At 66.6% G+C, this 24,084-nt stretch carries 28 protein-coding genes; 19 read left to right on the plus strand and 9 right to left on the minus strand.

The window, feature by feature from the left end; translation table 11 throughout:
* Nucleotides 1–6: 6 nt before the first annotated feature.
* On the minus strand, nucleotides 7–525 hold the full coding sequence (locus PQU96_RS12130) for a hypothetical protein (RefSeq protein WP_272772642.1): 519 nt from the start codon (nucleotides 523–525) through the stop codon (nucleotides 7–9).
* A 15-nt stretch (nucleotides 526–540) separates the two neighbouring features.
* A complete protein-coding gene (locus PQU96_RS12135) occupies nucleotides 541–867 on the minus strand; it encodes a c-type cytochrome (RefSeq protein WP_272772643.1) in 327 nt (108 codons plus the stop codon).
* A 561-nt stretch (nucleotides 868–1,428) separates the two neighbouring features.
* On the opposite strand from PQU96_RS12135, the gene PQU96_RS12140 reads away from it, so the two are divergent.
* The 10 genes from PQU96_RS12140 (at nucleotide 1,429) to PQU96_RS12185 (ending at nucleotide 11,386) form a co-directional block, all read left to right on the plus strand.
* Complete coding sequence (locus PQU96_RS12140) at nucleotides 1,429–2,343, plus strand: LysR substrate-binding domain-containing protein (RefSeq protein ID WP_272772644.1); 915 nt, start codon at nucleotides 1,429–1,431, stop codon at nucleotides 2,341–2,343.
* Nucleotides 2,344–2,457: 114 nt separating this feature from the next.
* Nucleotides 2,458–3,558, plus strand: a complete 1,101-nt coding sequence (locus PQU96_RS12145) for a 4-oxalomesaconate tautomerase (protein WP_272772645.1) — start codon at nucleotides 2,458–2,460, stop codon at nucleotides 3,556–3,558.
* A 256-nt stretch (nucleotides 3,559–3,814) separates the two neighbouring features.
* Nucleotides 3,815–5,170 carry an MFS transporter gene (locus tag PQU96_RS12150; protein ID WP_272772646.1) on the plus strand — a complete coding sequence of 452 codons (1,356 nt, stop codon included), beginning with the start codon at nucleotides 3,815–3,817 and terminating at the stop codon, nucleotides 5,168–5,170.
* Nucleotides 5,171–5,240: 70 nt separating this feature from the next.
* Nucleotides 5,241–6,266: an amidohydrolase family protein gene (locus PQU96_RS12155; protein WP_272772648.1), complete on the plus strand. Its 1,026-nt coding sequence runs from the start codon at nucleotides 5,241–5,243 to the stop codon at nucleotides 6,264–6,266.
* Nucleotides 6,267–6,288: 22 nt separating this feature from the next.
* Nucleotides 6,289–6,972, plus strand: coding sequence for a 4-carboxy-4-hydroxy-2-oxoadipate aldolase/oxaloacetate decarboxylase (gene ligK / locus PQU96_RS12160; RefSeq protein ID WP_272772650.1), 684 nt, complete (start codon nucleotides 6,289–6,291; stop codon nucleotides 6,970–6,972).
* A 61-nt stretch (nucleotides 6,973–7,033) separates the two neighbouring features.
* The gene (locus tag PQU96_RS12165; protein WP_272772651.1) at nucleotides 7,034–7,957 is read left to right on the plus strand and encodes an amidohydrolase family protein; all 924 of its coding nucleotides are present in this window, start codon (nucleotides 7,034–7,036) and stop codon (nucleotides 7,955–7,957) included.
* A 3-nt stretch (nucleotides 7,958–7,960) separates the two neighbouring features.
* On the plus strand, nucleotides 7,961–8,398 hold the full coding sequence (gene ligA / locus PQU96_RS12170) for a protocatechuate 4,5-dioxygenase subunit alpha (RefSeq protein WP_189372174.1): 438 nt from the start codon (nucleotides 7,961–7,963) through the stop codon (nucleotides 8,396–8,398).
* Nucleotide 8,399: 1 nt separating this feature from the next.
* Nucleotides 8,400–9,257, plus strand: a complete 858-nt coding sequence (locus PQU96_RS12175; RefSeq protein WP_272772652.1) for a class III extradiol dioxygenase subunit beta — start codon at nucleotides 8,400–8,402, stop codon at nucleotides 9,255–9,257.
* Nucleotides 9,254–10,216: a Gfo/Idh/MocA family oxidoreductase gene (locus PQU96_RS12180; protein WP_272772654.1), complete on the plus strand. Its 963-nt coding sequence runs from the start codon at nucleotides 9,254–9,256 to the stop codon at nucleotides 10,214–10,216. Before PQU96_RS12175 ends, PQU96_RS12180 begins: the two co-directional genes overlap by 4 nt.
* Nucleotides 10,217–10,372: 156 nt before the next feature.
* A complete protein-coding gene (locus PQU96_RS12185; RefSeq protein WP_272772655.1) occupies nucleotides 10,373–11,386 on the plus strand; it encodes an aldo/keto reductase in 1,014 nt (337 codons plus the stop codon).
* 45 nt (nucleotides 11,387–11,431) lie between these two features.
* Here PQU96_RS12185 and PQU96_RS12190 read toward each other — a convergent pair whose 3' ends face one another.
* A complete protein-coding gene (locus tag PQU96_RS12190; protein ID WP_272772656.1) occupies nucleotides 11,432–12,349 on the minus strand; it encodes a LysR family transcriptional regulator in 918 nt (305 codons plus the stop codon).
* A gap of 86 nt (nucleotides 12,350–12,435) precedes the next feature.
* Between PQU96_RS12190 and PQU96_RS12195 the strand changes: the two genes are divergently transcribed.
* The 5 genes from PQU96_RS12195 to PQU96_RS12215 all read left to right on the plus strand — a co-directional run bounded on the left by PQU96_RS12195 (nucleotide 12,436) and on the right by PQU96_RS12215 (nucleotide 16,703).
* Nucleotides 12,436–12,786, plus strand: coding sequence for a protocatechuate 4,5-dioxygenase subunit alpha (locus PQU96_RS12195; protein ID WP_272772657.1), 351 nt, complete (start codon nucleotides 12,436–12,438; stop codon nucleotides 12,784–12,786).
* 2 nt (nucleotides 12,787–12,788) lie between these two features.
* Nucleotides 12,789–13,628, plus strand: a complete 840-nt coding sequence (locus PQU96_RS12200; protein ID WP_272772659.1) for a class III extradiol dioxygenase family protein — start codon at nucleotides 12,789–12,791, stop codon at nucleotides 13,626–13,628.
* Between the two features lie 116 nt (nucleotides 13,629–13,744).
* A complete protein-coding gene (locus PQU96_RS12205; RefSeq protein ID WP_272772661.1) occupies nucleotides 13,745–14,638 on the plus strand; it encodes an alpha/beta fold hydrolase in 894 nt (297 codons plus the stop codon).
* A gap of 69 nt (nucleotides 14,639–14,707) precedes the next feature.
* Nucleotides 14,708–15,793, plus strand: coding sequence for an aminotransferase class I/II-fold pyridoxal phosphate-dependent enzyme (locus tag PQU96_RS12210; protein WP_272772662.1), 1,086 nt, complete (start codon nucleotides 14,708–14,710; stop codon nucleotides 15,791–15,793).
* Nucleotides 15,794–15,848: 55 nt separating this feature from the next.
* Nucleotides 15,849–16,703, plus strand: a complete 855-nt coding sequence (locus PQU96_RS12215; protein ID WP_272772663.1) for an HDOD domain-containing protein — start codon at nucleotides 15,849–15,851, stop codon at nucleotides 16,701–16,703.
* 84 nt (nucleotides 16,704–16,787) lie between these two features.
* On the opposite strand, the gene hslO is transcribed toward PQU96_RS12215, so the two are convergent.
* On the minus strand, nucleotides 16,788–17,660 hold the full coding sequence (gene hslO / locus PQU96_RS12220; RefSeq protein WP_272772664.1) for an Hsp33 family molecular chaperone HslO: 873 nt from the start codon (nucleotides 17,658–17,660) through the stop codon (nucleotides 16,788–16,790).
* Entirely contained in the window at nucleotides 17,657–18,241 is a 585-nt protein-coding gene (locus tag PQU96_RS12225; protein ID WP_272772665.1) for an Ntn hydrolase family protein, read from the minus strand. The genes hslO and PQU96_RS12225 overlap by 4 nt, the downstream gene beginning before the upstream one ends.
* 152 nt (nucleotides 18,242–18,393) lie before the next feature.
* Between PQU96_RS12225 and PQU96_RS12230 the strand changes: the two genes are divergently transcribed.
* Both PQU96_RS12230 and PQU96_RS12235 read left to right on the plus strand, forming a co-directional pair.
* The gene (locus PQU96_RS12230; protein ID WP_272772666.1) at nucleotides 18,394–19,170 is read left to right on the plus strand and encodes a class II glutamine amidotransferase; all 777 of its coding nucleotides are present in this window, start codon (nucleotides 18,394–18,396) and stop codon (nucleotides 19,168–19,170) included.
* A 38-nt stretch (nucleotides 19,171–19,208) separates the two neighbouring features.
* Complete coding sequence (locus tag PQU96_RS12235; protein WP_272772667.1) at nucleotides 19,209–19,565, plus strand: 5-carboxymethyl-2-hydroxymuconate Delta-isomerase; 357 nt, start codon at nucleotides 19,209–19,211, stop codon at nucleotides 19,563–19,565.
* Between the two features lie 67 nt (nucleotides 19,566–19,632).
* On the opposite strand, the gene PQU96_RS12240 is transcribed toward PQU96_RS12235, so the two are convergent.
* The 4 genes from PQU96_RS12240 to radC all read right to left on the minus strand — a co-directional run bounded on the left by PQU96_RS12240 (nucleotide 19,633) and on the right by radC (nucleotide 22,159).
* Nucleotides 19,633–20,007, minus strand: coding sequence for an oxidoreductase (locus PQU96_RS12240; RefSeq protein WP_272772668.1), 375 nt, complete (start codon nucleotides 20,005–20,007; stop codon nucleotides 19,633–19,635).
* Nucleotides 20,008–20,089: 82 nt separating this feature from the next.
* Nucleotides 20,090–20,995 (minus strand): ribokinase, encoded by a 906-nt coding sequence (gene rbsK, locus PQU96_RS12245; protein ID WP_272772669.1) that lies wholly within the window; start codon nucleotides 20,993–20,995, stop codon nucleotides 20,090–20,092.
* A gap of 132 nt (nucleotides 20,996–21,127) precedes the next feature.
* Nucleotides 21,128–21,379 (minus strand): hypothetical protein, encoded by a 252-nt coding sequence (locus PQU96_RS12250; protein WP_047965788.1) that lies wholly within the window; start codon nucleotides 21,377–21,379, stop codon nucleotides 21,128–21,130.
* Nucleotides 21,380–21,484: 105 nt separating this feature from the next.
* Nucleotides 21,485–22,159: a RadC family protein gene (gene radC, locus PQU96_RS12255; RefSeq protein WP_047965622.1), complete on the minus strand. Its 675-nt coding sequence runs from the start codon at nucleotides 22,157–22,159 to the stop codon at nucleotides 21,485–21,487.
* A gap of 152 nt (nucleotides 22,160–22,311) precedes the next feature.
* On the opposite strand from radC, the gene coaBC reads away from it, so the two are divergent.
* Both coaBC and dut read left to right on the plus strand, forming a co-directional pair.
* Nucleotides 22,312–23,484: a bifunctional phosphopantothenoylcysteine decarboxylase/phosphopantothenate--cysteine ligase CoaBC gene (coaBC, locus tag PQU96_RS12260; RefSeq protein ID WP_272772671.1), complete on the plus strand. Its 1,173-nt coding sequence runs from the start codon at nucleotides 22,312–22,314 to the stop codon at nucleotides 23,482–23,484.
* A 70-nt stretch (nucleotides 23,485–23,554) separates the two neighbouring features.
* Nucleotides 23,555–24,007: a dUTP diphosphatase gene (dut, locus tag PQU96_RS12265; RefSeq protein ID WP_047965624.1), complete on the plus strand. Its 453-nt coding sequence runs from the start codon at nucleotides 23,555–23,557 to the stop codon at nucleotides 24,005–24,007.
* The last annotated feature ends 77 nt before the right edge of the window (nucleotides 24,008–24,084 follow it).

Raw genomic sequence — 24,084 nt, forward strand, 5'->3', positions numbered from 1 at the left:
CTCCGTTCAGATCACGCAGCAGAAGGAAACGCAGGCGGTGCCCTGCGGGATGGACGCCGGCAGCACGCGCTCCGGGCTGGCCACCAGGGCCTGCCCCAGCGCGGCCAGCGGGGCGGCGTCGCCGCCCAGGCGCTGATGCTGCTCGGACAGCACGCGGCCGCCGGACGAGCGCACCAGGTCCAGCAACACGGTGGCGGTGGCGTCATCCACCAGCCCCACCAGCATCGCCGGCTGCGCATCCTGCGCCAGCGCGTGAATATGGTTCAGCAGGGAGCCGTCCGGCCCGTCCAGGCGCAGCGGCGGCTGTTGCGACATGCCGTGCTGCTGCGCGGCGGCGGTGACGCCGGCCAGGAACGCGCTGGCCGGCACATTGCCGGACACCACCGCAGTCAGCGGCAGCGTGGCGTTGGCGGCCAGGGTCTTGCCGGCGGGCAGCACGGTGGCGGCCTGCGCCAGCGAGCCACCGGTGAAGGCGAGGCCGACGGCGGCCAGGCCCTTGAGCAAAGTGCGACGATCGGTAGTCATGCCTGCTCCTCCCGCTTACGGTTTGGGCTTGGAGTTGGCGAGGTACTTCGCCAGACTCTGCAAGGTGGCGTCGTCGATGTCCGACACCCGGAAGGCCGGCATCGCGCGCAGGCCGCTGCGCGGGATGGTGGTGAAGATCACCTCCGGCAGGCCGCGGCCGAGCAATACCGGGCCGATGCCGGTCTCGTGGCACTTGGCGCAGATTTTTTCGTAGTACTGCTGGCCTCTGGAGATCTCGGCCGTATCTTCGGCGCTGGCGCTCATCGCCGTCACCGCCAGCAAGCCTGCCAGCAGCACGCCCGGCACGGCGCGCGTGCCTGTCCTGTTCCCGTTACTCACCATTTTTCTCCTTGTGTGTGTCCGCACTTCACCCGTCTGCCGTCGCGGCGAAACTGTTATGGCCTGCTGATGACGGGGTGAAACCGCTTGCCCACCAGACGCTGTTTTTTTGACCTGATGCAAGGTTGTTGCAACACCGATCTGGTAGTGGTGCCAAAACTCTATAGTCGATGCCGCGGCCCCTCAATATCGTTTTTTGGGTATTTATGGCACTTTTTTGGGAAATGTAGTTTTCGCATTACAAAAATGTGAAACCGCGCTAAGTGGCTGACATAAAAAACGATTTTTCGCGATGGCATTGACCGCCCCCGCCCCGTCCTCGCCGCCGGCCGCCACCCTCACTGAAAAGTAGCAGCTAAAACGGGCCACGGTTTCCGTCCCCGTCCCCGCCCTGCGGCCAACGTTGGCCGCAGCTTTCCCGCAAAGTACAGGACCGCTGCGACGGCACACCCTTGTCCATCGCGCGGCCTGTCTGATGGCAGCGCGGTTATGCCGCAAAGGCATTCCTGCACCGCCCGCCATCGCGTATGCTGTCCTGTCTTCCCTTTCGTTTGCCGCGCCGCCATGGACCTGAAACAGATCGAGTATTTCGTCCGCGTTGCCGAGCTGGGCAGCTTCACCCGCGCCTCCATCGTGCTCGACATCGCGCAGCCGGCACTCAGCCGCCAGATCCGCCAGCTGGAGGTGGAATTGCGCCAGACGCTGCTCTTGCGCAACGGCCGCGGCGTGACGCTGACCGAGGCCGGCAAGCTGCTGCTGGAACATGGCCGCGGCGTGCTGCACCAGGTGGAGCGCGCCAAGGAGGAGCTGGGCCGTGTGCGCGGCGCACTGGCCGGCAAGGTGGCGCTGGGGCTGCCACCCAGCCTGTCGCGGGTACTGTCGGTACCGCTGTCGCGCGCCTTCCGCACCCGCCTGCCGCAGGCATCGCTGGCGATCCGCGAGGGACTGTCCGCCAACATGCTGGAAGCACTGCGCAATGGCCGCCTCGACATCGCGCTGCTGTACAACCCGGTGCCGTCGTCCGACATCGACATCACGCCGCTGTGCGACGAGATGCTGTACCTGGTGGAGCTGGCCGCAGGCGATGCCGCGCCGGGCGCGGTGTCGCTGGCTGAGCTGGCCGCCCGGCCGCTGGTGATCCCGTCGCAGCCGCACGCCATCCGCATGCTGGTGGAGTCGCAGCTCGGCGCCCTGGGCTTGCGGCCAACCATCGCGCTGGAGATCGACAGCGTGCCGGCCATCCTGGAGCTGGTCGCCGACGGTGCCGGCTGCGCGGTGCTGTCGCGGCTGGCGGTATCGACCAGCGACAAGGCGGCGCGGCTGGGGCTGCGCCCGATCGGCGAACCGGGCCTGGTCAGCCGCCTGGCGCTGGCCGTCAGCTCGCACCGCCCCAGCACGCTGACGCAGCAGGCGATGCAGGAACTGGTACGCGAGATGGTGCCGCCCATCGTGGCCGCCCCGGACTTGCCGCCGGCGTAGGCCCATGCCGCCGCGGCTGGCGGTTATTCCCGAGCCCAACCCATAGCAAACCGTTATATCTACTAGTTAGCTATCCATATTTTGCAGCATTGTCGGCCGGCAGATACTGGCCACATGCAGACCTCTATCCCTACCCTGTTCATGCGCGGCGGCACGTCGCGTGGCCCGTTCTTCAATGCCGCGGATTTGCCCGCCGACATTGAACTGCGCAACCGCGTACTGCTCGCCGTCATGGGTTCGCCCGACCGTCGCCAGATCGACGGCCTCGGCGGTGCCAATCCGCTGACCAGCAAGGTCGGCATCGTCGACCTCGGCAGCACGCCCGGCATCGACCTGACCTTCCTGTTCGCGCAGATCACGCCGGACAAGGACACCGTCGATACCACCCCCAACTGCGGCAATATGCTGGCCGCAGTGGTGCCGTTCGCGCTGGAGACCGGCATGCTGCAGCCGCAGGGCGACACCAGCACCTTCCGCGTGCTGACGCTGAATACCGGCATGGCCTGCGACGTGACGGTGGAAACACCTAACGGCCAGGTGCGCTACGACGGCGACGCCCGCATCGACGGCGTCCCCGGCACCGCCTCGCCGATCACCATCAACTTCCTCGATACCGCCGGTTCGGTATGTTCCGGCCTGCTGCCCACCGGCAAGGTGCGCGACACCGTGACCGTTGCCGGCATCGGCGATATCGAAGTCACCTGCATCGACAACGGCATGCCGCTGGTGATGCTGCGTGCCGCCGACGTTGGCCGCAGCGGCTACGAAACGGTGGCCGAGATGAATGCCGACACCGAACTGAAGAGCAAGCTGGAAGCGCTGCGTCTGGAGTGCGGCCAGCGGATGGGCCTGGGCGATGTCAGCAAGAAAACCTATCCCAAGATGACGCTGATCGCGCCGCCGCGCGAGCCCGGCGGCAGCCTCACCACCCGCAGCTTCATCCCGCACGTGTGCCACGACGCCATCGGCGTGCTGGCCGCGGTCACCGTCGGCACCGCCTGCGTGCTGGAAGGCGCCATTACCGACGGCATCGCCCGCATCGGCGACGGCCGCAGCAAGCGCGTGTCAGTGGAACACCCGACCGGCGAATTCTCGGTGGAGCTGGAGACCGATCCGGCCAACCCGCAAAGCGTGACCCGCGCCGCGCTGCTGCGCACCGCGCGGCTGATCATGAAGGGCGAAGTGATGATTCCGGCTGCCGTCTGGCAGCGTTAGGAGCCGCTAACAAAACCTCGCAGAGCACCTGAGCCAAGGCGCGCCGACGCAGACAGTACAAGTCGTACGGCAAGGAGGCGCAACGCAGGATCAGGGGTTTTGTTAGTGGCTCCAAGCAGTATTCGCCGGTCAATCGATCCTTATACAACAACAGGAGAGGACGATCCCGCCGCCACGCGGCAGCCGGCAACCGTTTTACCCCGCCAAACCGCCACAGAGCGGTTTCGAGTCCAAACGCAACATAGAGATAACGACCATGACCAAACCATCTGTTGATGTGCAGGAGTTCATCAACCGCCATCCGTTCTCGCGGTTCCAGTGGATTACCTTCGCGTTGTGCTTCTGCATCGTGCTGTTGGACGGTTTCGATACCGCCGCCATCGGCTATATCGCGCCGTCGCTGATCCAGGAGTGGGGCGTCAGCAAGCCGGCACTGGCACCGGTGCTCAGCGCCGCGCTGTTCGGTCTTGCCGCCGGCGCGCTGATGGCCGGCCCGCTGGCCGACCGTCTCGGCCGCAAGAAGGTCCTGACCGGCTCGGTACTGGTGCTGGGCCTGTTCACGCTGCTTTCCGGTTTTGCCGGTGACCTGCAGAGCCTGACCGTGATGCGCTTCATCACCGGTATCGGCCTCGGTGCGGCGATGCCCAATGCGGTGACGCTGATGAGCGAATACTGCCCCACCGCGCGCCGCTCGCTGCTGACCAATGCCATGTTCTGCGGCTTCCCGCTGGGCGCGGCCTTCGGCGGCTTCCTCGCCTCGTGGATGATTCCGCAGTGGGGCTGGCGCAGCGTGCTGGTATTCGGCGGCGTGTCGCCACTGCTGTTGCTGGTGGTGTTGCTGCTGCTGTTGCCGGAATCGGTGCGTTACATGGTGGCCAAGGGCTATGACCACGCCCGTATCCAGGCGGTCATGAGCCGCATCTCCGCCACTGCCAGCGAGGCCGCCTCCTTCTTCCTGTCCGAAACCCGTGCCGTCGCCGCCGGCAAGAGCGGCCTCGGCGTGGTGCTGTCGCCGTCCTACCGTGTCGGCTCGGTGATGCTGTGGCTGGCCTACTTCATGGGTCTGGTGATCTTCTACGCACTGGTCAACTGGATGCCGATCCTGTTCAAGGACGCCGGTATTGCCCCGAAACAGGCGATGCTGATTTCGGCACTGTTCCCGCTGGGTGGCGTCGGCGCCGTGTTCTGCGGCTGGCTGATGGACCGTTTCAACGCCGACCGCATCATCGCCATCGGCTATCTGCTCACCGCGGCATCGATCTACGCCATCGGCCAGGCGACCGGCAGTGTCGGCCTGCTGGTGCTGGTGGTGTTCGTCGCCGGCACCATCATGAATACCGCGCAATCGTCGCTGCCGGCACTGGCCGCCGGCTTCTACCCGACCCAGGGTCGCGCCACCGGCGTGGCCTGGATGCTGGGCATCGGCCGTTTCGGCGGCATTGCCGGCTCTTTCCTGGTGGCAGAACTGGCACGCCGCCAGCTGGGCTTCGACCAGGTGTTCATGGTGCTGGCCATCCCGGGGCTGATCGCCGCGGCGGCCCTGTTCATCAAGCTGCGTGCCCATCCCGACAGCGGCAAGGTCTCGCTGCAGGCGATGCCGCAAAGCCACTAATCCCTGCCGCAGCGGCCGGGGCAGCCACCTGCCCCGCCCGCGCCGCTCCTGCTACTAAAAGGAAACCGACATGATCATCGACATTCACGGCCACTACACCACCGCGCCCAAGGCGCTGGAAGACTGGCGCAAGCGTCAGGTCGACAACCTGGCTACCCCGGAACTGGGCCCGAAAGTGTCCGAGCTGAAGATCAGCGACGACGAGCTGCGCGACACCATCGAGAGCAACCAGCTGCGCCTGATGAAGGAACGCGGCGCCGACCTGACCATCTTCAGCCCGCGCGCCAGCTTCATGGCGCACCACATCGGCGACTTCAACACCTCGTCGACCTGGGCGGCGATCTGCAACGAGCTGTGCTACCGCGTGTCCCAGCTGTTCCCGGACCACTTCATCGGCGCGGCGATGCTGCCGCAAAGCCCGGGCGTGGATCCGGCCAGCTGCATTCCGGAGCTGGAAAAGTGCGTCAACGACTACGGCTTTGTCGGCATCAACCTCAACCCGGACCCGTCCGGCGGCCACTGGACCAGCCCGCCGCTGTCCGACAAGCAGTGGTACCCGATCTACGAAAAAATGGTGGAGTACGATATCCCGGCGATGATCCACGTCTCCACCAGCTGCAACTGCGCGTTCCACACCACCGGCGCGCACTACCTGAACGCCGACACCACCGCCTTCATGCAGTGCCTGACCTCGGACCTGTTCAAGGACTTCCCGACACTGAAGTTCGTGATCCCGCACGGCGGCGGCGCGGTGCCCTACCACTGGGGCCGCTTCCGTGGTCTGGCGCAGGAGCTGAAAAAGCCGCTGCTGAAGGATCACCTGCTCAACAACATCTTCTTTGACACCTGCGTCTACCACCAGCCGGGCATCGACCTGCTGACGCGCGTGATTCCGGTCGACAACGTGCTGTTCGCTTCCGAGATGATCGGTGCCGTGCGCGGTATCGACCCGGAAACCGGCCACTACTACGACGACACCAAGCGCTACATCGAAGCGGCCAACCTCACCGCCGACGAGCGTCACCAGATCTACGAAGGCAACGCCCGCCGCGTGTACTCGCGCCTGGATGCGGCGCTGAAGGCCAAGGGCAAGTAAGGACATCACCATGACACAAGCCATGAACCAACTCGGTATCGTCAAACGCAACATCGAGCGCGCCGATCCCGCCGCCGTCGCCAAGCTGGCACAGTTCGGCGTCGCCACCATTCACGAAGCGATGGGCCGCGTCGGCCTGATGCAGCCGTACATGCGCCCGGTGTACAAGGGCGCCAAGATCTGCGGCACCGCCGTCACCGTGCTGCTGCAGCCGGGCGACAACTGGATGATGCACGTCGCTGCCGAGCAGCTGCAGCCGGGCGATGTCGCCGTGGCCGCCTGCACCGCCGACAACAGCGACGGCTTCTTCGGTGACCTGCTGGCCACCAGTTTCCAGGCACGCGGAGCCCGCGGCCTGATCATCGACGGCGGCGTGCGCGATGTGGAAGAGCTGGAAAAGATGGGCTTCCCGGTGTTCAGCAAGGCCATCAGCGCCAAGGGCACCATTAAGGCGACGCTGGGTTCGGTCAACATCCCGGTGATCTGCGCCGGCGCACTGGTAAACCCGGGCGACGTGGTGATCGCCGACGTCGACGGCGTGGTAGTGGTACCGGCCGCCATCGCCCAGCAGGTGGCCGACGCCGCCGAGAAGCGCGAGAGCTTCGAAGGCGAGAAGCGCGAGAAGCTGGCCGCCGGCGTACTGGGCCTCGACATGTACAAGATGCGCGAGCCGCTGGAAAAAGCCGGCCTGCGTTACATCGACTGAAGCGGCGCCACGCCGCCAGGTTGGCCGCACTGCGGCCAACCTTGAGCTCAAGGACAGAATCATGCAATTTCAGAAAACCCCCGGCTGGCTGGACTGGTACCAGGGCCCGAGCAAACCCAAGTTCCAGCTGCCGGCCGGTGCGGTGGATGCCCACTGCCACGTGTTCGGCCCGGGCGAGGAATTCCCGTTCGCACCGGAGCGCAAGTACACCCCGTGCGATGCCAGCAAGCACCAGCTGTTCGCCTTGCGCGACCAGCTCGGCTTTGCCCGCAACGTCATCGTGCAGGCCACCTGTCACGGCGCCGACAACCGCGCCATGGTCGATGCGCTGCTGCACTCCGATGGCAAGGCACGCGGTGTCGCCACCGTGCGCCGCAGCGTGACGGATGAAGAACTGCAGGCGATGCACGACGCCGGCGTGCGCGGCGTGCGCTTCAACTTCGTCAAGCGGCTGGTGGATTTCACCCCCAAGGACGAACTGATGGAGATCGCCAGCCGCATTGCCCGCTTCGGCTGGCACGTGGTGATCTATTTTGAAGCGGTGGACCTGCCGGAGCTGTGGGACTTCTTCACCGGCCTGCCGACCACCGTGGTGGTCGACCACATGGGCCGCCCCGACGTAAGCAAGCCGCTGGACGGCCCGGAGTTCGAGCTGTTCCTGAAATTCATGCGCGACAACCCGAACGTGTGGAGCAAGGTCAGCTGCCCGGAACGCCTGTCGCTGACCGGCCCCAAGGCGCTGGACGGCGAACAGGCCGCCTACCGCGACGTGGTGCCGTTTGCACGCCGGGTAGTCGAGGAATTCCCGGATCGGGTACTGTGGGGCACCGACTGGCCGCACCCGAACCTGAAGGACCACATGCCGGACGACGGCCTGCTGGTGGACTTCATCCCGCACATCGCGCCGACCGCCGAGCTGCAGCACAAGCTGCTGGTGGCCAACCCGATGCGCCTGTACTGGCCGGAAGAAACACAGGAAGCGTAAACCATGGCACTGAACAAACCGTATCTGGACCTGCCCGGCACCACCATTTTCGATGCCGAACAATCGCGCAAGGGCTACTGGCTGAACCAGTTCTGCATGTCGCTGATGAAGGCCGACAACCGTGCCCGCTTCAAGGCTGACGAGCGTGCCTATCTCGACGAGTGGGCGATGAGCGAGGAGCAGAAGCAGGCGGTGCTGGATCGCGATCTGAACCGCTGCATCGCCCTGGGCGGCAATATCTATTTCCTGGCCAAGATCGGCGCCACCGACGGCAAGAGCTTCCAGCAGATGGCCGGCAGCATGACCGGCATGACGGAAGAGGAATACCGCGACATGATGCTGGGCGGTGGTCGCTCGGCAGAAGGCAACCGCTATCTGGGCGAAGACGGCGATGCCCAGCCGCAGCACCAGCCGCAAGGCAAGAGCAAGGGGAGCAACTGATATGGCACGCATTACCGCGAGCGTTTACACATCGCACGTGCCGGCCATCGGCGCGGCACTGGATCTGGGCAAGGCGCAGGAACCGTACTGGCAGCCGCTGTTTGCCGGCTACGACTACGGCAAGGAGTGGATCAAAGAGCAGAAGCCGGACGTGATCTTTCTGGTCTACAACGACCACGCGACTGCTTTCAGTCTGGATTTCATTCCGACCTTCGCCATCGGCACCGGTGCCGAATACCAGCCGGCCGACGAAGGCTGGGGGCCGCGCCCGGTGCCCAAGGTGATGGGCCACCCGCAGCTGGCCGCCCACATCGCGCAAAGCGTGATCCAGGACGACTTCGACCTCACCATCGTCAACAAGATGGACGTCGACCACGGCCTGACCGTGCCGCTGTCGCTGATGTTCGGCCAGCCCGAGGCCTGGCCGTGTGCGGTGATCCCGTTCGCCGTCAACGTGGTGCAGTACCCGGTGCCGTCCGGCCGCCGCTGCTTCCAGCTGGGACAGGCGATCCGCCGCGCGGTGGAATCGTTTGACGGCGACCTCAACGTGCAGATCTGGGGCACCGGCGGCATGAGCCACCAGTTACAAGGCCCGCGCGCCGGCCTGATCAACAAGGAATGGGACAACGCCTTCCTCGACCGCCTGATCGCCGATCCGGCCGGGCTGGCAGAGGTGCCGCACATCGACTATGTGCGCGAAGCCGGCTCCGAGGGCATCGAGCTGGTGATGTGGCTGATCGCGCGCGGCGCGATGAGTGATGTCGCCGGCGGCCCGGCGCCGGAGGTGAAACAACGCTTCTACCACGTGCCGGCATCCAATACCGCCGTGGGTCATCTGATTCTGGAGAACAAGCAATGAGCAAGACCATCAAGGTAGCGCTGGCTGGCGCCGGCGCCTTCGGCATCAAGCATCTGGACGCCATCAAGAACATAGCCGGCGTGGAAGTGGTATCGCTGGTTGGCCGCCGTTTCGACGCCACCAAGGAAGTCGCCGACAAGTACGGCATCCCGCACGTGGCCACCGATCTGGCCGACGCACTGGCGCTGCCGGAAGTCGACGCGGTGATCCTGTGCACCCCGACCCAGGTGCACGCCGCGCAGGCCATGCAGTGCCTGAAAGCCGGCAAGCATGTACAGGTGGAGATTCCGCTGGCCGACAGCCTGGCCGATGCCGAGGCCGTGGTCGCGCTGCAGCAGCAGACCGGCCTCGTGGCCATGGTCGGTCACACCCGCCGCTTCAACCCCAGCCACCAGTATGTGCAGAAGAAGGTGCAGGCCGGCGAGTTCAACATCCAGCAGATGGATGTGCAGACCTACTTCTTCCGCCGCACCAATATGAACGCGCTGGGTCAGGCACGCAGCTGGACCGACCACCTGCTGTGGCACCACGCCGCCCACACCGTGGACCTGTTCGCCTACCAGGCCGGCAGCCCCATCGTGCAGGCCAATGCGCTGCAAGGCCCGATCCACCCGGAACTGGGCATCGCCATGGACATGTCCATCCAGCTGAAGGCGGCCAACGGCGCCATCTGCACGCTGAGCCTGTCGTTCAACAACGACGGCCCGCTGGGCACCTTCTTCCGCTACATCGGCGACACCGCCACCTACATCGCCCGCTACGACGACCTGTACAACGGCAAGGAAGAGCAGATCGACGTATCGAAAGTGGACGTGTCGATGAACGGCATCGAGCTGCAGGATCGCGAATTCTTCGCCGCCATCCGCGAAGGCTGCGAGCCGAACTCGTCGGTGGCCAAGGTGCTGCCGTGCTACCAGGTGCTGGCCAAGCTGGAACAGCAGCTGAACGCCAGTCTGTAAAAAAACCTGTTTACGATCAGCTGCGCGTCGGCGATACGGCGCTGAATTCGGCTCAGTGATGCGTATTTACGCTGAGTAAACTCCGCGCACCTCACGTTTTTGCCTTGTCTCGCTCTAGCTCGCGAGATCGTAAACAGGCTTTTAAGGAGCAAACCCATGCAACAGCGACAACTCGGCCCGTTCTCTGTCTCGGCCATTGGCCTCGGCTGCATGAACCTCAGCCACGCCTACGGCGTGCCGCCGGCGCCGGAACAGGCCGAGGCGCTGTTGCTGGCGGCGCTGGACGCCGGCATCACCCTGTTCGATACCGCCGCGCTGTACGGCTTTGGCGCCAACGAGGAGCTGGTGGGCCGCGTGCTGGCGCCGCACCGCAGCCGCATCACGCTGGCCAGCAAGTGCGGCATGACCGGGGTGCCCTCTGAAAACGGGTTCAAGCGGGTCATCGACGGCCGGCCGGACACGCTGAAGCGCACCTGCGAAGACGCGCTGCGCCGACTGCGCACCGAGGTGATCGACCTCTACTATCTGCACCGCTGGGACAAGCAGGTGCCGATCGAGGACAGCGTCGGCGCGCTGGCCGAGCTGGTGCGCGAGGGCAAGATTCGCAGCATCGGCCTGTCCGAGGTGTCCGCCACCACCCTGCGCCGCGCGCACGCGGTGCACCCGATTGCCGCGCTGCAGACCGAGTATTCGCTGTGGACGCGCAATGCCGAGATCGCGGTGCTGGATGCCTGCCGCGAGCTGGGGGTGGCGTTTGTTGCCTTCAGCCCGCTGGGCCGCGGCTTCCTCGCCGATGGCCTGCCGGACATGGCCACCTTGGCGGCACTGGATGGCAAGGACATCCGCCGCGCGATGCCGCGCTTCTCCGCGGACAACCATGCGGCCAACCTTGCGCTGCTGGCCGAGTACCGCGCCATCGCCGCCGATGCCGGCAGCACCCCGGCGCAGCTGGCGCTGGCCTGGCTGCTGACGCGCGGCGAGCACGTGATCCCGATCCCCGGCACCACCAGCGTCCCGCACCTGCTGGAAGACGTGGCCGCCGCCGGCAAGCAGCCCGGCGTGGACACGCTGCAGCGGCTGGACGCGCTGTTCGCCCGCGGCGCGGTGGCCGGCCCGCGCTACAACGCCGCCACCCAGACCGAGATCGACACCGAGGAATTTGCCGCCTGAACGGCGAGGTTTCTGCTCTGCTTCGCCCGCCTCCGGCGGGCTTTTTTACGCCTGTGTGCCGTTGTTCAGCACCTCGGCCACCACCTGCTCCAGCTCATGGCGCAGCCAGCTGTGCGCCGGGTCGTGGCGGTATTTCAGGTGCCAGATCATGTACATCGGCATGCGGCCAACCCTGGCCGGCAACGGGCAGCTGGCAAAGCCCTGCATCAGCCCGCGCGACAGCAGGCCGGGCAACGTCGCCAGCAGGTCGCTGCCGCGCAGAAAGGCCGGGATGCCGGCGAAGCTGGGCACGGTGACGGCGAAGCGGCGCGCCACGCCGCGTGCCTCCAGCTGCCGGTCCACGTCCAGCATCCGCCGCGGCGTGTACAGCACGGTGACGTGCTCGGCTGCGAGGTAGTCGTCCAGCCGCGCCGGTGCCGTGCGCTGCGCCGGATCGTAGAACACGCGGTAGTCATCCTCGAACAGCCGCTTCTGCAGGATGTCGCCGGCCTCCGGCGGCCGCGGCGAGATCGCCAGCTGGCAGTGCTCGTCGCGCAGCAGCTCGCTGCCGGGCACGTCGGACGGGATCACCCGCAGCCGCACGCCCGGCGCCTGCCGGCGCAGCCGCTGCAAGAGCGGAGGCAGCAGCAGGTCACGCTGGAAGTCGTTGGCGGCGATGGTGAAGGTGGTGGCGAGCGTCGCCGGCACGAACGCCTCGCCGGCGGCGAAACGCCGCATCTCGTCCAGCAGCACCCGCGCCTGCAGCGCCAGCGCCTCGGCACGCGCGGTGGCCACGATGCCGCGCCCGCTCTTCACGAACAGCGGGTCGCCGGTGATCTGGCGCAGCTTGTCCAGCAGGTGCGACACCGCCGACTGCGTGACCCCCAGCCGCCGCGCCGCACCGGTGACCGACTGCTCCTCGATCACCGCCAGCAGCAGCTGCAGCAGGCGGCCGTCCAGCTGCAAATGATCGAAATCGCTCATACGTGCCATCAATACCCCTGTCTTTATTCCGGTTATTGCTTTGCGGATACTAACCAGCACAGCAAGTGACAACAAGGAGAAACACCGTGACGCAAGCCAGCGGTCTCAACGTGCCGGGCACCTATCTGTTCGATGGGGACATGGCGATGAAGGGCTACGCCCTCAACAAGATGTGCTTTTCCTTCAATGACGCGGCCAACCGCCAGGCGTTTGCCGCCGACGAGGCCGGCTACTGCTGGCGCTACGGCCTGAACGACGAGCAGAGCCGCGTGGTGCGCGAGCGCGACGTGCTGGGCCTGCTCGCCGCCGGCGGCAACGTGTACTACCTCGCCAAGTTCGCCGGCATCCTCGGGCTGGACGTACAGGATCTTGGTGCCGCCCAGACCGGCATGAGCAAGGAAGCGTTCAAACAGATGTTGCTGGAGGCAGGGAAATAATCATGGCAAAAATTGTAGGCGGCATTACCACTTCACACGTTCCGGCCATCGGCCGCGCCATCGCGCAGAACCTGCAGCAGGACCCGTACTGGAAGCCGTTCTTTGACGGCTTCCCGCCGGTGCAAAAGTGGCTGGACGAGGTGAAGCCGGACGTGGCGATCGTGATCTACAACGACCACGGTCTGAACTTCTTCCTCGACAAGCTGCCGACCTTCGCCGTCGGCGCCGCCGCGCAGTACCACAACGCCGACGAAGGCTGGGGCATCCCCACCCTGCCGCCGTTTACCGGCGACGCCGCGCTGTCGTGGCAATTGATCAACAGCCTGGTGGCGGACGAATTCGACATCACCAGCTGCCAGGAAATGCTGGTCGATCACGCCTTCTCGCTGCCGCTGAAGCTGCTGTGGCCAGAGCACGACAGCCCGCCGCTGCGTACCATCCCGGTATGCATCAACACCGTGCAGTACCCGCTGCCGTCGGCCGCCCGCTGCTACAAGCTGGGCGAGGCGATCGCGCGCGCGGTGACATCGTGGCCGGAAGAGCTGAAGGTGGTGGTGATCGGCAGCGGCGGCCTGTCGCACCAGCTGGACGGCGAGCGCGCCGGCTTCATCAACAAGGCCTTCGACCTGCAGTTCATGGACAGCCTCACCGCCGCGCCGAAGTGGGCGACGCAGTACCGCAACGAGGAGCTGGTGGAGCAGACCGGCACCCAGGGCGTGGAGCTGCTGATGTGGCTGACCACCCGCGCCGCGCTGCCGGGCGAGGTGGTGGAGCTGCACCGCAACTACCACATCCCGATCTCCAATACCGCAGCCGGGATGATGCTGTTCGAGTGCCGCTGAACCGGGCCGCCACGCTTGCGGCCAACGTTGGCCGCAAGCGGCGGCACTCGGCAGGCCGGATGCCAGCCGCTACACTACGGGGCACCAATCACACCGGAATGCCCCGGATCCTCACCATGCCCGACTGCTACCAGCCGCTGCGCCAGCCGCGCAGCGAGTACCACACCCTCAACGGCCATCCCTGCCACGTGCTGCGCTGGGGCGAGGCCGACGCGCCGGCGCTGTTCATGCTGCACGGCTGGATGGATTGCGCGCTGACCTTCCAGTTTGTCGCCGACCTGTTGCCGCAGTGGCAGATCATCGCGCCGGACTGGCGCGGCTTCGGCGCCAGCAGCTGGAACAGCGGCAGCTACTACAGCGCCGACTACCTCGCCGATCTCGACGCGCTGCTGCAGCACTACAGCCCGCAGGCGGCGGCCAACGTGGTCGGCCACAGCATGGGCGCGATGGTCAGCGGCCTGTACGCCGGCATCCGCCCGGAGCGGGTGGCGAAGCTGGCGCTGGTCGAGGGCTTCGGCCTTGCCGACAGCCGCGCGACCGAGGCGCCGGGGCGCTACGCGCGCTGGCTGCGCGAGAAGCAGCAGCCGCCGGCCTACCAGCCGCTGGCGTCGCTGGCGGCGGTCGCGCGGCGGCTGCAGGAGCGCAACCCGCACCTGAGCGCCGAGCGCGCCGCCTTCATGGCGCAGGCGCTGACCACGCAGCGCGACGGCGTGCTGAGCTACCGCGCCGATCCGCGCCACAAGATGGTCAATCCGGTGCTGTACCGGCTGGAAGAGGCCAAGGCCTGCTGGCGGCGCATCGCTTGCCCGGTGCAGTGGGTGATTGGCGGCGAGATGTGGGACCACCCGATGGCCAAGGGCGTGTTCGACACCCTGGACGAGCGCCGCGCCTGCTTTGCCGACCTGCGCGAAACCGTGATCGCCGACGCCGGCCACATGGTGCAGTGGGAACAGCCGGCAAGCCTGGCCGCAACGCTGCAATCGTTCTTTACTCAGGAACAATCCGTCTAAGCGGGCTATGGATTTCGGGCTGCCCTTAACGTAAGGTAAACGCCATTGTCGTTTTTACCGGAGCCCGCCATGACCCGCTACGCCCGCCATCTGCAACAGCGCACCATCGTCAACCCGTTCCAGGGCCTGCCACGGCTGGAGGCCGCCATCGGCCGCCGCATCGTGTCGCGCATCGGCTCCAACGAGAGCATGCCGATTGCCGGCCACCCGCTGGCGACGCAGTGGGGCGAGGCGCTGTACGAGCTGGCGCGGCTGTATCCGGACCCGTACGCCACGGCCATCCGCGAGCGCGCCGCGGCGCTGAACGGCGTGGATGCGGCCAACGTGGTGGTCGACGCCGGCGCCGACAGCCTGATCGCGCTGTTCCTGCGCGCGCGGGTGTCGCCCGGCGACGTGGTGGTGTGCACCGCCGGCACCTACCCCACCTTCCGCTACTTTGCCGAGGGCGTCGGCGCCGAGATCGTCGAGGTGCCGTACGCCGAGCAGGACGGCGTGCCGGTCAACGACCTGCCGGCGCTGGCCGCCGCCGCCCATGCGCACCAGGCGGCGCTGGTCTACCTCGCCAACCCGGACAATCCGACCGGCACCTTCCACGCGCGCGACGCCGTTGCCAGCCTGCGCGGCGCGCTGGCCGACGACACCCTGTTGCTGCTGGACGAGGCCTATATCGACTTCTGCGCCGCCGCCGAGCGCGAGGGCGTGCTGGCCAACACCGTGCGTCTGCGCACGCTGTCGAAGGCACACGGCCTCGCCGGGCTGCGCGTCGGCTACGCCATCGCGCCGGAAGAGTGGATCGCCAAGACCGACCAGATCCGCACCCAGTTCGCCGTCTCAAGCGTGGCGCAGGCAGCGGCGGTGGCGGTGCTGGACGCGCCACAGTGCGCCGACACCATCATCCGCGACACCTGCCTGCTGCGCGAACGGCTGGCCGGCGCGCTGCGTGACGGCGGGCTGACGGTACTGCCGTCGCACACCAACTTCGTCTGCATCGTGTACCCGGACGCCGACAGCGCGCTGCAGCGGCAAAAGGCGCTGTTGCAGCAGGGCATCGCGGTACACCGCCCACCGCACCCGGCGATGCAGCACATCCTGCGCGTCACCGCCCATCCTGACGCATGTCAAGATTCGACCATCGCCCTGCTGCGCCACGGCTGAACGCGGGTACACTGTGCAACCCTGACCCGAACCCACCACCATAAGCTGCCGCAACATGAAGGTTCCCCATTTCGACCAAGACACCACCGCCGCGCTGGTGCGCAACCTGGTGATTCCGCCGCGTCCGGCACTGCTGGACCAGCTCGCCGCGCTGCGCAACGACCCGGAGATGAGCCTGCTGGACGTCGCCGGGCTGATCGCCACCGACATCGGCCTGTCGGCCGCCATTCTCAAGGCCGCCAACAGCCCGCTGTTCGGCAGCCAGCGCAACATCACCTCGGTGCAGCAGGCGGTCAGCCTGCTCGGCACCCGCAACACCATCACCCTGGTCAGCGGCCTGCTGCTGCGCCTGGCGCTGACCGCGGAATCGCCGCCGGCGATCGAGCAGTTCTGGGAACGCAGCATGCAGGAGGCGGCCATCGCCGCCGCGCTGTGCGAGCGCCTGGGACGGCCGGCGGAGGAGTGCCAGAGCTTCGCGCTGTTCCGCAGCTGCGGCATCGCGGTGCTGCTGATGCGCGATGCGCGCTACGAGCGCACGCTGCGCCTGATCGGCCAGGCGCGCGACCGCCAGATCAGCAAGATCGAGCAGGAATTCCACAACACCAGCCACGACATCGTCGGCTACCTGGTGGCGCGCACCTGGAACATGCCGGAGCCGTTCTGCCAGGCCATCCTGCTGCAGCACCAGCCGGAGCTGTTCCAGGTCGGCAGCGAGCCGCTGCTGGACCACGAGCACATGATGATGGTGGCGGTGGCGCGCGCGGCGCAGTACGTGTGGCGCACCAGTACCGACCACCACGGCGACGGCGCCTGGCGCGAGCGCGCCGACGACATCATCGCCTACCTGGGCATGGACAAGACCGAGTTCGAGGACTGGGTCGACGGCATGCACCACCAGCTGCACCACTGATGCGTGACCGTGTGGGCGCGGCCGTGTGATGGCCATGAAAAAACCGGACGCTGCCGTCCGGTTTTTGTTTGTGCCGTCTCCAGCTCAGTGGCGCGCTTCGCGCACCGCGGCCATCACGTCGAAGTTGAACAGGCGGTTGACGTCGTCCTCGTCGAACACATAACGTTGGCCGCAGTACTCGCAGCCGATCTCGATGCTGCCCTGCTCCAGCACCACGTCGGCCGCCTCCTGGCCGCCGAGCAGCTTCAGCATCTCGCCGACGCGCTCCTCGCTGCAGTTGCAGGCAAAGCTGACCTGCTCCGGATCGAACACGCGCACCGTTTCCTGGTGATACAGCCGGTACAGGATGTCGTCGGCGCCCAGCGTCAGCAGCTCGTCCTGCTGCAGGGTGTCGGCCAGCGCCACCACGTGCGGCCAACCTTCGACGTCGCCGTGACCATCCGGCAGGCGCTGCAGCAGGAGGCCGGCGGCGGTGTCGTCGTTGCAGGCCAGGATCAGGCGGGTGTCCAGCTGCTCGGAGCGCTGCATGTAGTTCTCCAGCATCTGCGCGATGCTGTCGCCTTCCAGCGCCACGATGCCCTGCCACGGCTCGCCCTCTTTCGGCTCCAGCGTCACCACGAAGGTGCCGCCCTCGCCCAGCAGCTCGGCCAGCGGCGCGTCGGTAATGGCCGCGTCAAAGCGCGCGGTGGCGCGCACGGTGCGCTCGTTGGTGCACTCGGCCACCGCCAGGCGCAGCGCGCCCTTGCCGTGCAGCTGCATGATCAGCGTGCCGTCGAACTTGAGGTTGGCCGCAAGCAGGCTACTGGCGGCGATCATCTGGCCCAGCACGTGGCGCACCGCCGCCGGGTAGTTGTGGCGGCTCACCACCTGCTGCCAGGCGCCGTCCAGGCGCACCAGCGCGCCGCGGACCGGCACACCGTCGAACAGGAAGCGCTGCAGGGTATCGGCTTGGTTCATTTGTCAGAATCCTCATCAATCGAAACAGTGTAGAGCGACATCGGCAACGCGCTGCTGGCGTCGAACTCGGCGCCGGCACGCACCGCCGCCTCGGCGATCGCCCTGGCATCCAGCGCGCTGTCGTACAGCGCGTGCATCGCGCCCATCGCGAACTTGCGGCCGGAGCCGATGGCCCAGAAACGGGAAAATTCGTACACCTCGCGCATCGGGTAGACGCCGAAGATGCCGTGGGTATTGGCGACCAGCACCATCATCTGGCTGGATTCGTACGGGTCTTCCTCGTCTTCTTCCGGGCGCAGGAAAAAGTGGTCTTTCAGCTTGGGGTGGATCTTGCGAAAGGTCTCGAACAGGCCGCTGCGGCTGGACAGGTCGCGTGATTTCATCCCCTTCAGCGCGCCCTGCAGCACCAGGTCGTGCGCCGCCGAGCCGGCAATGGCCAGATAGCTGTCGCCGAGGCGGAAGATCTTGTCGTGGAACACGTCATAGGCCGCCGGCAAACGCTGGTCGTCGCCAAACGTGGTCTGGCTGTCCGCCGCGATGGCGATCTGCCCGTTCTTGCGTACTACCACGATGGTGGTCATCGCCATCTCCCCCGGAAAAGAAAGCAAAGGTGGTGATTTTACTGGAAATTGCAAGCCCTGCCTGCATCCGGCGCGGCAACGGGCTTGGCGGGCGCGCCGCTGCGTGAAACAATAAGGTATCACCCCGGCAACACCGCAGAAACGGACCCACCATGTGCCAGCTGCTCGGCATGAACTGCAATACCCCGACCGACATCCTGTTTTCCTTCGAGGGCTTCCACCGCCGCGGCGGGCTGACCGACCATCACGCCGACGGCTGGGGCATCGCCTTTTTCGAGGGCAAGGGCGTGCGCCTGTTCATCGACGACAAGCCGTCGGCGGATTCGCCGGTGTCGGCGCTGGTGCGGCAGTACCCGATCAAGTCGCAAAACGTGATCGCGCACATCCGCAAGGCGACGCAGGGCGTGATCAACCTCGCCAATTGCCACCCGTTCCAGCGCGAGATCTGGGGCCAGTACTGGATCTTTGCCCACAACGGCGACCTGAAGGATTTCCACGCCCGCCCCGGCTGCTACTACAACGCGGTGGGCAACACCGATTCCGAGGCCGCATTCTGCTACATCATGGAGGCGCTGCGCGCCAAGTGGTGCACGCCGCCGGATACCGCCACGCTGTTTGCCGAGATCGCGCGCCTGGCCGCCGAGCTGAACGGCCACGGCATCTTCAACTTCATGCTGTCCAATGGCGACTGGCTGATCACCCACTGCAGCACCAAGCTGCACTACATCGTGCGCCAGGCGCCGTTTCCGGCGGCGCACCTGGTCGACGAGGACGTCACCGTCGACTTTGCCACCGTGACCACCCCCGACGACCGTGTCGCGGTGATCGCCACCATCCCGCTGACCGACAACGAACAGTGGACGGCGATGCAGGCCGGCGAAATGATCCTGTTCCGCGACGGCGCGCCGCTGCTGCAACACCAGTCCTGACCCCCCCCCAACGTTGGCCGCAAGGCCGGAAAGCCCCCATGCCGCACCTGACTGCCGAATACAGTGCCAATCTCGACCACCTTGCCGTGCGCCCGCTGCTGCACGCGCTCAATGCCGCGCTCATCGCCAGCGGCCAGTTCGAGGCGCTGGACATCAAGAGCCGCGCGCTGCGGCTGGACGACTACCTGGTGGGCGAGGCCGACAGCGGCCACGCCTTCGTGCACGTCCGCCTCGACCTGCTGTCCGGGCGCAGCGACAGCGTGAAACAGGCGCTGTCGGCGGCGCTGCTGCAGGTGCTGGACGCGCAGGTCGCCGCCCCGCCCGGCATCGCGCTGCAACGCTGCGTGGAGGTGCGCGACATCCACCGCGCGAGCTACGCCAAATCGTGCGCCTGAACGGCGGCAGCACACAAAGGAAAAGGGAGGCCGCGGCCTCCCTTTTTTGATGCGTGCACTGCGATGCTCAGTAGGACAGCGACTCGTGACGGGTCGCCACCAGCGAACCTGCCGACAGCGACATCATCAGCAGCGCGATGCGTTCGTGCATGATCACCGTGTGGCTGTTACCGGCGAACTGCATGAAACGGCGCAGGTCCTCGCGGACTTTGCGCGAGCCGGTGAGGTCGATGATGATGTCGATGCGTTCGCCCTGCTCCGCCAGCTCGATGAAGTTGTCGGTGACCGGCACCCCCGCCGCGCGCGCGATCGCGATGCCCGGCAACGCAAGGTTCAGCTCCGCGACACCGACCAGTTCGACAAACGGCGCAGCCAGCAGCTGCTTGAGCAGTGGCGTACCGGTTTCACCGGCCCCCACCATGGCAATGCGGATTTTTTCCATTGTGACCTCCATGACTGCCTATGACTCAGGCATCGGAAGGCGACACTCTAGCAATCCGCGCCGGCCGGCGAATTGCGCTGGATCAATTCCCCGCCGCATCCTGCGCCGCGAGGAAGGCCTGCAGCTCGGCCAGCGTCGGCATGCCGCCCTGGGCGCCGACCCTTGTCACCGCCAGCGCGCCGGCGGCGGCGGCCAGCCGCATCGCCGCTTCCACCCCCTGCGGCAGGAAGGCGGCCAGCGCGCCGTTGAAGGTGTCGCCGGCGCCGGTGCTGTCCACCGCCGTCACCGCGAAGCCGCTCTGGTGGTGCAGGCTGCCGTCGGCGCGTGCGTGCCAGGCGCCCCGCTTGCCGTGCGTCATCACCACCTTGCCCGGCAGCGCCGCCAGCAGCGTTGCGATGTCCTCGCCCTCGCGCTGCAGCAGCAGTGCCAGCTCGTGTTCGTTCGGCGTCAGCAGGGTCGCGCCCTCGATGATGTCCTGCGGCAGGGCCTGCGCCGGCGCCGGGTTGAGGATCACCGGCACACGGTGGCGCGCCGCCAGCGCCAGCAGTGCGCGCACCGTCGGCAGCGGGATTTCCAGCTGCGTCAGGATCACGTCGGCGGCGGCGATGGTGGCCGCGGCGGCCTCGATATCGGCCGGCAACAGCTGGTGGTTGGCGCCGGGAATGACCACGATGTGGTTGTCGCCGCCGCTGACGGTGATCACCGCCACGCCGCTGGCCACACCGTCGGCCACGCCGACGTGGCGGGTGTCGACGCCCTCCGCCCGCAGCCCGGCCAGCAGCTCGCCGCCGAAGGCGTCGCGGCCAACCTTGCCCACCATGCTGACCTCGGCGCCCAGCCGCCGCGCCGCCACCGCCTGGTTGGCGCCCTTGCCGCCGGGCAGGGTCAGGAAGCGCTCGCCGGTGATGGTTTCGCCCGGCTGCGGAAAGCGCGGCGCCAGCGCCACCAGATCCATATTGATGCTGCCTACCACCACCACCTTGCCCATACCCTGCCCTCGCGTGCTGTCGTTATCGGGAATATCAATGAGGCGCGCAGTATCGCCGCCATGAAAAAGGCTGCCAAGTGCCCGCCACTCGGCGGACAGCTGGCAGCCCGGTGCCGCGCGGCCCGGCCGCGCTCAGTGCAGACTGGTCTGCGACAAAAAACGGATATAACCGACGCTCTCCAGCCAGTAGCCGCCGTCGGACAGCGGCGTCGCCTCCTCCAGCTCGGCCACGGTCAGAGTGAACTCGCTGCCGTCGAGCGAGGCCTCCAGCGCCACGTCGTCTTCGTCGGCGTAGTCTTCCGAGGCGTACATGAATTCGGGCTTGATCAACTGGTTGTTGATCTGGATGTAGTCGGACTGATTCAGCAAGCGCAGGATGTTCATGATGGTCTCCTTGGTGCTGCCACGCTCCGTCACGAAAGGCGGGGCCGGTTTACATGCTTCAAGCCATGACAAACTTTGCCGCAGCGTGCCGGTAGCCGCAGCCTGCTACATCCAGCCACGCTCCGCGAGGGATTCGGCGTGGCTGCCGGTGACCACAAAATGATCCAGTAAACTGATATCGACCAGGGCCAGCGCCTGCTTGAGGCTGGCCGTCAGTGCCCGGTCGGCTGCGGAGGGTTCCGCCACCCCGGACGGATGGTTGTGCGCGACGATCACCGCGTGGGCGTTGTGCTGCAGTGCGCGGCGCACGATTTCGCGCGGGTAGACCCGTGTTTCGGTGAGAGTGCCCCTGAATATCTCTTCGACCGCCAGAACCCGGTTTTGTGCCGTCAGGAACAGCGCCACGAACACCTCCACATCGCGTACCCCGATCGCCAGCCGCAGGTACTGCCGCACCGCCTGCGGGCTGGACAGCGCATCGCCCAGCTGCATTTCCTCCGCCAGCACCCGCCGCGCCAGCTCCTTCACCGCCATGAACTGCGCGTACTTGGCCGGCCCCAGCCCGCTGCCGCGGGCAAAGTCGCCCGGTTCCGCCGAAAGCAGCTTGCCCAGGCTGCCGAAGCGCTGGATCAGCTGCCGCCCCATGTCCACCGCCGAGCAGCCGCGGATGCCGGTGCGCAGGAAAATGGCCAGCAACTCGGCATCGGACAGTACCGCCGGGCCGCGCTGCAACAGCTTTTCGCGCGGGCGTTCCGCTTCAGGCCAGTGGGCTATCGACATCGCAGGCTCCTTATTGGGCTATAGCATCATATGTAGCAGGTTTTTAATGACATATCACTATTATGTGATGCCGCGTTCGCGCGCCTCGCTGCCGGCGGCGGTGAATACGTTACAATTCGCACCCTGTTGCCAACCAACACAAAGCCGAACCGATGACGCAAAAACGCATCCTGCTGGGCATTACCGGCGGTGTCGCCGCCTACAAGGCCGCCGAGCTGACCCGCCTGCTGGTCAAGGCCGGCCATCACGTCGAAGTGGTGATGAGCGAAGCCGCCACCCGCTTCGTGACGCCGCTGACCTTCCAGGCGCTGTCGGGCAATGCGGTGTACTGCGATGTGTGGGACAGCCGCCCGGACAACGCGATGGCGCATATCGAGATGTCGCGCCGCGCCGACGTGTTCGTGATCGTGCCGGCCACCGCCGACTGCCTGTTCAAGCTGGCGCACGGCGCCGCCAGCGACCTGATCTCGACCATGGCCAGCGCGCGCACCTGCCCGCTGGTGGTGGTGCCGGCGATGAACCGCCAGATGTGGGAGAACCCGCCCAACCTGCGCAACGTCGCGCAGCTGCAGGCCGACGGCGTGCAGGTGTGGGGCCCGGCGCACGGGGTGCAGGCCTGCGGCGAGACCGGCCCCGGCCGCATGCTGGAGCCGGAAGAAGTCTTCGACCTGCTGAACGGTTTCTTCGACGAAAAAGTACTGGCCGGCAAGCGGGTGCTGCTCACCGCCGGCCCGACTTACGAGGCGATCGACACCGTGCGCGGCATCACCAACATCAGCTCCGGCAAGATGGGCTACGCGCTGGCCCGCGCCTGCCGCGACGCCGGCGCCGAGGTGACGCTGGTCTCCGGCCCCACCGCGCTGACCGCGCCGCTGGGCGTGCGCCTGCTGCCGGTGCAAAGCGCCGGCGAGATGTACCAGGCGGTGCTGTCCGAGGTTGGCCGCAGCCAGGTGTTCATCAGCGTCGCCGCGGTGGCCGACTACCGCGTGAAGAACCGCAGCGAGCACAAGATCAAGAAGGGCGACGCGCTGCCGGTGATCGAGCTGGAAGAAAACCCCGACATCCTCGCCACCGTCGCCGGCCTGCCGGCCGCGCCGTTCTGCGTCGGTTTTGCCGCCGAAAGCCAGAACCTGCTGCAGTTTGCCGACAGCAAGCGCCGCAAGAAAAAGGTGCCGCTGCTGGTCGCCAACCTGGCGCAGCAGGCGATGGGCAGCGACGACAACGAGGTCACCCTGCTCGACGACGCCGGCCAGCACCCGCTGCCGGCGATGGCCAAGGCCGAGGTGGCGCGCGCCATCGTCGCCCATTTGGTGCGCCTGCTCTGAGTCCGAACCATCAAGGTTGGCCGCAGGTCTGCGGCCAACCTTTCTTTTAGCCCATGAAACGAGTCACTGCATGAAACCCACCATCGACGTTCAAATCCTCGACGCCCGCCTGAAAGACAACCTGCCGGCCTACGCCACCAGCGGCTCCGCCGGGCTGGACCTGCGCGCCGCCATCGACGCCGAGATGACCATCGTGCCCGGCCAGACGGTGCTGGTGCCGACCGGCATGGCCATCCACCTGGCCGACCCCAAGCTGGCCGCGATGATCCTGCCGCGCTCCGGCCTCGGCCACAAGCACGGCATCGTGCTGGGCAACCTCACCGGCCTGATCGACTCCGACTACCAGGGCCAGCTGTTCGTGTCGGTGTGGAACCGCGGCGACAGCGACTTCGTGCTGAAGCCGCTGGAACGCATCGCGCAGATGATCATCGTGCCGGTGGTCCAGGTCGGCTTCAACATCGTCGACAGCTTCGACGCCTCCGAGCGCGGCGAAGGCGGCTTCGGCAGCACCGGCCGCAAGTAAGCTCGCCGTTAAAAACGATTGCGGCCAACCTTGGTGACAAGGTTGGCCGCAATGCTTTGTGCCGCGCCGTGTTGCAG

It is taken from the genome of Vogesella margarita (genome assembly GCF_028548475.1).
GTDB lineage: Bacteria > Pseudomonadota > Gammaproteobacteria > Burkholderiales > Chromobacteriaceae > Vogesella > Vogesella margarita.